At 75.0% G+C, this 8,798-nt stretch carries 2 protein-coding genes; both read left to right on the top strand.

Annotated features, from left to right (window positions below; genetic code table 11):
• Window positions 1-12: 12 nt before the first annotated feature.
• Window positions 13-3,198, top strand: coding sequence for an acyltransferase domain-containing protein (locus CcI49_RS39250; protein ID WP_076834821.1), 3,186 nt, complete (start codon window positions 13-15; stop codon window positions 3,196-3,198).
• Between the two features lie 57 nt (window positions 3,199-3,255).
• Window positions 3,256-8,798 (top strand): type I polyketide synthase (locus tag CcI49_RS39245; RefSeq protein WP_116437630.1); only part of this gene is annotated, 5,543 nt, incomplete at its 3' end.

Raw genomic sequence — 8,798 nt, 5'->3', positions numbered from 1 at the left:
GTGGATTGGTCGGTGGGGGGTGTGGAGGTGGTGCGGGAGTCGGTGGGGTGGCCTGAGGTGGGGGGTCGGGTGCGGCGGGCGGGGGTGTCGTCGTTTGGGATGTCGGGGACGAACGCGCACGTCATCCTCGAAGAGGCGCCGGGCTCGCGGGTGCAGACGCAGGTGGGTTCCGCGGCTCCGAACGCGGTCTCGTCCGACGCCGACGCCGACGCCGTGGCCGCGGGCGCCGTGGACCCCGATGCCGAGGACGTCACGGTGCCATGGGTGCTTTCGGCCCGGTCGGAGACCGCGTTGCGTGCGCAGGCCCGGCGCCTGCTGTCCCAGCTGGGCGAGACCGCCGATCCACCGTCGGTCCGCGACGTGGGCTGGTCCCTGGTACATGGGCGGGCGGCGTTGGAGCACCGTGCGGTCGTCGTCGGCGGGGACCGTCGCCGCGGGCTGCGTGCGCTGGCGCAGGGCCAGTTCGACCAGGACGTCGTGCCCGGGCGGTCCACCGCTGGTGACGACCGGGTGGTGTGGGTGTTCCCGGGGCAGGGGGCGCAGTGGGCGGGGATGGGCGCCGACCTGCTGGAGTCGTCGCCGGTCTTCGCGGGGCGGGTGGCACAGTGCGATCGGGCGTTGCGGCCGTTCCTGGACTGGTCGGTGGTGGAGGTGCTGCGGGGCGCCGCGGGCGCGCCGCCGCTGGAACGGGTGGACGTCGTGCAGTGCACCTCGTGGGCGGTCATGGTGGGGCTGGCGGCGCTCTGGGAGTCGTGGGGGGTGCTCCCGGACGTGGTCGTCGGGCATTCGCAGGGGGAGATCGCGGCGGCGTGTGTGGCGGGGGCGTTGTCCCTGGACGACGCGGCGCGGGTGGTGGCGGTCCGGTCGCAGGCGATCGCGCAGGTGCTGGCAGGCGCCGGCGGCATGGCGTCGGTGGCGCTGCCCGCGGCGGAGGTGGCGGCCCGGCTGGCCGGGGCCGGGCAGGACGGTCAGGACGGGCTCGTCGAGGTGGCGGCGGTCAACGGTCCGTCGGCGACCACCGTCGCCGGCGAGCCCGGTGCGTTGGGCGCGGTGCTCGCCGGCTGGGAACGCGAGGGGGTGCGGGTCCGGCGGCTGCCGGTGGACTACGCCTCCCACACGGCCCAGGTGGAGCACGTCCGTGAGCGGCTCGCCGAGGAGCTCGCCGCCGTGGTCGCCCGGCCGGCGTCCGTGGCCATGTGGTCGACGGTCACCGCGCGGCCGGTGGACCCGGCGGTGCCGCTGGACGGCGGGTACTGGTACCGGAACCTGCGGTCGACGGTGCGTTTCGGGGCGGTCGTCGAGGCGTTGGTGGCGGACGGGTGCCGAACGTTCCTGGAGGTCGGTGCGCATCCGGTGCTCACCGCGGCGGTGGCGGAGACGGCCGAGGCGGCCGGGGTCGATGACGCGCTCGTCGTCGGGTCGCTGCGGCGCGGTGAGGGTGGGCTGGCGAGGCTCCTGACCGGCGCCGCGCAGCTGTGGGCACACGGTACGCCGGTGGACTGGGGGCCGTTGGTGACCGGGGGGCGCCTGGTCGACCTGCCCACCTACCCGTTCGAGCACCGGCGTTACTGGCCCGATCCGCCCACGACCGCCGGCAGCGGCGGCGGTGCCGGCACGGAGGCGCCCGAGACGCCCGGCACCGGCCATCCCCTGCTGGGGGCCGCGATCCCGCTCGCCGACACCGGTGGGCTGCTGTTCGGCGTGACGTTGTCGCGCGACGTCACGCCCTGGCTCGCGGAGCACACGGTGGCCGGCGCCGCGCTGCTGCCGGCGACCGCCTTCCTGGAGATGGCCGTGCGCGCCGGAGCGGAGGCGGGCTGCGACCAGGTCGCGGAGCTGACTCTCCAGACGCCGCTGGTCGTTCCCGACCGTGGTGGTGCCGATCTGCAGATCTCGGTCGGTCCACCCGGCCCGGCGGGTGAGCGTGCGTTCGCCGTGTACTCCCGTCCCGGCGGGCCGGACGAAACGGGCGACGACCCGCGGCGGGCGGCGGATCCGGGCGACCGGTGGACCCGGCACGCGACGGGCACGCTCCTGGCCGGCGGCGGGCATGGTGCTACGGCGCGCCCGTCGTTCGATCTCGCTGTATGGCCGCCTACCGGCACGCAGCCAGTCGCGACCGACGATCTCTACCCGCGGCTGGCAGCCTCCGGCGTGGACTACGGGCCGGCGTTCCGCGCGGTGCGAGCGGTGTGGCGTCGCGGCGCGGAGCTGTTCGCCGAGGTGGCGCTGCCCGAGCAGCTCGGTGCGCAGGCACGCCGGTTCGGGCTGCACCCGGTACTGCTCGACGCCGCCCTGCATCCGCTGGTCCTCGACCCGGAGCTGGGGCCGCGCCGGCTGCGTCCCTTCTCCTGGAGCAACGTCGGAGTGCACGCGACCGGTGTCCCGGCGTTGCGCGTGCGGCTCTCCCCGGCCGGCTCCGACGAGGTCGCCGTCGAGGTCGCGGACGCCACCGGACAGCCGGTGGCCGACGCCCTGCTGACCTTGCGCCCGGCGCCCGCACCGACGGCCGTGGAGCCCGCCCCGCCGGTGGTGGCGGCGGTCGACCCGGCCAGGGAGGTGCCGGTCCAGGGCGCACCGGGCCAGCGCACCGCAGTGGACATCCAACCGGGCGCGGGCCACCCGGACGTGTCGTCGTTCGCCCAACGGCTGGCCGGCCTGCCCGGGCCGGAGCAGGATCGGGTGCTGCTCGACCTGGTCCGTGCCCAGGCAGGCGCGGTGCTCGGCCACGGCGAGAACGGTGTGGTGTCGGGCGACCGCTCGTTCCGGGACCTCGGTTTCGACTCGCTCAGCGGCGTGGAGTTCCGCAACCGGCTGACCGCCATCACGGGCCTGCGGCTGCCGGCGGCACTCGTGTTCAACCAGCCGACCCCACGCGCGCTTGCCCGGTATCTGCGCGGCGAGCTGGACCCCGGCCGCCACGGCGAACACGACGCCCTGGTCGAACTGGAACGGCTCGAGGTCGCGCTGGCCGCCGCCGGGCCCGAGGTCGACGGCCAGGTCATCGCCCAGCGTCTGCAGACGTTGCTGTGGCGATGGAACGACACCCGTCCCGGCACGGCGGCGGCGAGCGCCGCGACGGACGGAACGGGCGGGATGGGCGGTGGTGGCCATCCTGCCGCGGCCGGCGACGACTTCGACGCGATGAGCGACGACGAGATGTTGGAGGCGATCGACCGGGAGCTCGGCGCGTTCTGATCCGTCCGCCGTGATCGGCCTGATGCCGCGATCTGCCTGACAGTGGGAGTGCGACCGATGTCCAGCGCCAACGAAGACCGGCTCCGTGACTACGTCAAGAAGATCATGACGGATCTTCGGCGGGCCCGGCGGCGGCTGGGTGAGCTCGAGGCCGCCGCGCACGAGCCGATCGCGATCGTGGGCATGAGCTGCCGGTTCCCGGGCGGGGTGCGCTCACCGGAACAGCTGTGGGATCTCGTCGCCGCCGGGCGCGACGGGATCAGCGGGCTGCCGGCCGACCGGGGCTGGGATCTCGCCGGCCTCTACGACCCCGACGGGGTGCGTCCTGGCACGACCTACGCCCGCCACGGGGGCTTCCTGCATGACGCCGCCGACTTCGACGCGGACTTCTTCGGGATCTCGCCGCGCGAGGCGCTGGCGATGGACCCGCAGCAGCGGCTGCTGCTGGAGGTCGCCTGGGAGGCGGTCGAGCGGGCCGGGATCGACCCGTCCACGCTGCGGGGCAGCGGGACCGGGGTCTTCGTCGGCAGCATCTACCAGGACTATGTATCCCGGCTGCGCGAGGTGCCCGCGGAGGTCGAGGGCCATCTGAGCACCGGCGCCGCCAGCAGCGTGCTGTCCGGCCGCCTCGCCTACGTCCTCGGGTTGGAGGGGCCGGCGGTCACCGTCGACACCGCCTGCTCGTCATCGCTGGTCGCACTGCACCTGGCGGTGCGTGCGCTGCGCGGCGGGGAGTGTGGACTCGCCCTGGCCGCGGGCGTGGCGGTGATGTCCAGCCCGTTGGTGTTCAGCGAGTACAGCCGGCAGCGCGCGCTGTCCGTGGACGGGCGCTGCCGGTCCTTCGCCGCGGACGGCGACGGGTTCGGCCTCTCCGAAGGCACCGGCGTCCTGCTGCTCGAGCGGCTCACCGACGCGCGCCGGCTGGGGCATCCGGTGCTCGCGGTGGTGCGCGGCAGCGCGGTGAACTCCGACGGTGCGTCCAACGGCCTGACCGCCCCGAACGGCCCCTCCCAGGAACGGGTGATCCGCCGGGCGCTGGCCGACGCGCAGGTGGCACCGGAAAGCATCGACGCGGTGGAGGCCCACGGCACCGGAACCCCCCTCGGCGACCCGATCGAGGCCGACGCGCTGCTCGCGACCTACGGGCAGGGGCGGCAGCCCGGCACGCCGCTGTGGCTGGGGTCGCTGAAGTCGAACATCGGGCACGCGCAGTCGGCCGCGGGCGTCGGTGGCGTCATCAAGATGGTGCTCGCGCTGCGGCAGGAGACCCTGCCGCGGACCCTGCACGTGGGCGAGCCGACGGCGGCGGTCGACTGGGACAGCGGTGACATCCGGCTGCTTACGGAGCAGGTCGCGTGGCCTCGGTCCGATCGGCCGCGCCGGGCGGGCGTGTCATCCTTCGGTGTCTCAGGCACCAACGCGCATGTGATCCTCGAGGAGGCTCCGGCGGTCGGTCCCGATCCCGCCGCCGATGCCGGGTCCGAGGCGGAGACCGGATCCGAGAGGGAAACCGGCTCCAGGTCGGTGCACGGTGTCGAGACGGTGCACGGTGTCGAGATGGCGGCGGGTCCGGAGGGTCCGGTGTCCGTGGACGCCCAGGCCGTGCCGTGGCTGCTGTCCGCGCGGTCGGCGGCCGGGCTGCCCGGGCAGGCGGCCCGGCTGGCCGAGCACCTGGCCGGTGGCGTGACCACGGCCGAACCCGCCGACGTCGGATGGTCCCTGCTGCGTGGGCGGGCAGCGCTGGAACACCGGGCGGTGCTGCTGGGCGACGACCGCGTGGCGGCGTTGCGTGCGCTGGCCGGCGGCGAGCCGGGACCCGACGTGGTGCGGGGCCGGGCCGACGCCGAGGGCGGCGGTGACGGCCGGGTGGTGTGGGTGTTCCCCGGGCAGGGCGCTCAGTGGGCCGGGATGGGCGCGGAGCTGCTGGAGACGTCGGCGGTGTTCGCCCGGCGGGTCGCCGAATGCGCCGGGGCGCTGGCGCCGTATGTGGACTGGTCGGTGCTCGACGTCCTGCGCGGCGCCCCGGATGCGCCGCCGCTGGAGCGGGTGGACGTGGTGCAGCCGGTGTCGTGGGCGGTGATGGTGGGTCTCGCGGCGGTGTGGGAGTCGTGGGGCGTGCGACCGGACGCGGTGGTCGGGCATTCGCAGGGGGAGATCGCGGCGGCCTGCGTGGCGGGGGCGTTGTCCCTGGACGACGCGGCGCGGGTGGTGGCGGTCCGCGGGCGGGCCATCGCGGCGCGGTTGGCCGGCCATGGCGCCATGGCCTCGGTCGCGCTGCCGGCCGCCGCGGTCGCCGCCGAGCTGGAACAGTGGGCCGGCCGGGTGGCCGTCGCGGCGGTGAACGGGCCGTCCGCGACCGTGGTCGCAGGCGAGCAGGCGGCCCTGGACGGGCTGCTGGCCCGCTGGTCGGAGCAGGACGTCCGGGTCCGGCGGCTCCCGGTGGACTACGCGTCGCACACGGCGGCGGTCGAGGCGCTGCGGGCGGACCTGCTGCGTGACCTCGCCGGCATCCGTCCGGCGCAGCCCCGGATCGCCTTCCACTCCACGGTCGAGGGCTACCTCGCCGTGGCCGAGGGCGGTCCCGACACCGGGCCGTCGCGGCTGGACGCCGACTACTGGTTCCAGAACCTGCGCTCGCCGGTGCGGTTCGCCGCGTCCGTCCGCGGGCTCCTCGACGAGGGGTACCGGGTGTTCGTGGAGATCGGTGCGCATCCGGTCCTGACACCCGCGGTGGCGCAGACGGCCGAGGCCGCCGGGGCTGACGGCACGCTCGCCGTCGGCTCGCTGCGCCGCGGGGAGGGCGGTCTGCGGCGGCTGGTGGCGAGCGCGGCGCAGCTGTGGGTACACGGGGTGCCCGTGGACTGGGCACCGCTGGTGGCCGGCGGGCGGCGCGTCGACCTGCCCACGTACGCGTTCCAGCGCCAACGCTACTGGCTGCACGACGGTGCCCGGCCGGGAGCCGCCACGGCCTTTACCACGGACGTGGCCGGTGCGACCCGGCAGTCACTGTTCCAGGTCGCGTGGACGCCGTTGGCGGTTCCGGCCGGCGCGGCGGAGGCCGCCAGGGCCCGTCTCGTGACCGTGCCGGCCGGCGTCGATGCCCCGGCCACGGCCCTCGCCGCAGGCGAGCCGCCGCCGGACTGGACCGTCGTCCGCCTGCCACCCACGACGGGTGACGCCGCCTCCGTCCGGGGGGCGGTCCGGTGGGCGCTGTCGCTGGTCCAGGCCTGGTTGGCGGACGAGCGCCTCGCCGGGTCCCGGCTGGTCCTGGCCACCCGGGGTGCGGTGACCGGTGAGCCCGTGGCCGGGCAGGTCACGGATCTGGCCGGCGCCGCGGTGTGGGGGCTCCTCCGATCGGCGCAGTCCGAGCATCCCGGCCGGTTCGTCCTGCTCGACCTCGACGATGCCGACAGCTCCGCGGACATGGTGCCTGCCGCCCTGGCCGCCGCCGGGGCACTGGACGAGAACCAGATCGCCCTGCGCGACGGACGTGCGTTCGTCCCGCGGCTGACGCCGGTTCCGCCGGCCCCGGCCCCAGTTCCGGCCCCGGCTCCCGGACCGGCCGAAGCCGTCGCGGCCGTGGCCGCGGCCGCAGCCGCAGAAGCTGGGACCACAGAGCGCACCCTGCCGTGGGACCCGGCGGGCACGGTTCTCGTCACCGGCGGAACCGGAACTCTCGGTGGTCTCGTTGCCAGGCACCTCGTCACCCGGCACGGGATGCGGAACCTGCTGCTGACCGGGCGGCGCGGCGCCGTCCCCGAATGGGTGGCGGATCTCACCGGGCTCGGCGCGCACGTCACCGTCGCGGCCTGCGACGTGACCGACCGCCAGGCACTGGCCGCTGTACTCGCGGACGTCCCCGCGGACCGTCCGCTGACCGCGGTCGTGCACGCCGCCGGCATCCTCGACGACGGCGCCGTCGTCTCACAGACCGGCGAGCGGGTCGATGTCGTGCTGCGGCCCAAGATCGACGCCGCGCTGCACCTGCACGAGCTGACCGCGAACCACGACCTCGCGGGTTTCGTGCTCTTCTCCTCGGCGGCCGGCGTGTTCGGTGGCCCCGGCCAGAGCGGTTACGCCGCGGCGAACGCGTTCCTGGACGCGTTCGCGCAGTGGCGTGCGGCGCGCGGCCAGCGGGGTGTCTCGCTGGCGTGGGGCCTGTGGGAGCAGCGCAGCGGCCTGACCGCCGGACTCGGCGATGCGGACCTACGACGGATGGCCCGGGCGGGCATGCGTGCTCTGACCACCTCCGAGGCGCTGGACCTGTTCGACCGTGCGGTGGCCGGTACCGCGGACGCGGCACTGGTGCCGATCGGTCTTTCGGAGGACGTCCTGACCGCCCAGGCACAGGCGGGCACGCCCGCGGTGATGACGCGCGGCCTCGTCCCGATCGCCGCACATCCGTTCACCAGCGGGACCGGTCGCGCGGGCGCCGCGGCCGCCGACCCGCACGGCGTCCCGGTCGGCGGCACGGCCGGCACGCCCGGCGGCACGGACGCGAGGTCCGGGCTGGTCCGCACCCTCGCCGGGCTGACCAGGACCGAGCGGCGCGACGTCCTCGTCGACCTCGTCCGGGCACAGTCCGCCGCCGTGCTCGGACACCGCTCGCCGCAGGCCGTCGAGCCCACCCGGGCGTTCAGGGAGATTGGCTTCGACTCCCTCACCTCGGTGGAACTGCGCAACCGGCTGGCGGAGCTGACCGGTCTGCGCCTGCCCGTCACGCTGGTGTTCGACCATCCGAGTCCGCGGGCCGTCGCCGAGCTCCTGTACGCACGGCTGGTGGAGGAGACCCAGGGCTCCACCGCCGCACCCGGAGATGCCTCTCGCGGCCTGGCCGTGGTGACCCGCCCGGGTGTCGCACGGGCGGGTGCCGATGACGACCCGGTCGTCATCGTGGGCATGGGCTGTCGTTTTCCCGGCGGGGTTTCCTCGCCGGCGGATCTGTGGCGGGTGGCGGCGGAAGGCGTGGACGCGGTCTCCGAATTTCCTGCCGACCGGGGATGGGATGTGGCGGCTCTCTTCGACCCGGTGCCGGGCYGGCCGGGACGCTCGTATGTGCGTGCGGGTGGATTCCTGTATGACGCCGGTGATTTCGACGCGGATTTCTTCGGGATCTCTCCGCGTGAGGCGTTGGCGATGGATCCGCAGCAGCGTCTGTTGTTGGAGGTGTCGTGGGAGGCGTTGGAGCATGCGGGGATCGACCCGACATCGCTGCGTGGCAGTGCGACCGGTGTCTTCACCGGGCTGAGTTATCACGACTATGTCGCCGGTCTGCGCGCCGGCCACGACGCGGAGGGATACCTGCTCACGGGTAACGCCGGCAGTGTGGCCTCCGGCCGGGTCGCCTACACCCTGGGGTTGGAGGGGCCGGCGTTGACGGTGGACACGGCGTGTTCGTCGTCGCTGGTGGCGCTGCACCTGGCGGTGCGGGCGCTGCGCGCCGGCGAGTGCACCCTCGCGCTGGCCGGGGGCGTCGCCGTGATGGCCAGCCCGACGACGTTCGTCGAGTTCTCTCGGCAGGGTGGGTTGGCGGTGGATGGTCGGGTGAAGGCGTTTGGTGAGGGTGCGGATGGGACGGGGTGGGGTGAGGGGGTGGGGGT

Origin of the sequence: Frankia sp. CcI49 (assembly GCF_001983215.1) — a bacterium.
Taxonomy (GTDB): Bacteria; Actinomycetota; Actinomycetes; order Frankiales; family Frankiaceae; genus Parafrankia; species Parafrankia irregularis.
This window is presented reverse-complemented; position numbering and strand designations above follow the sequence as displayed.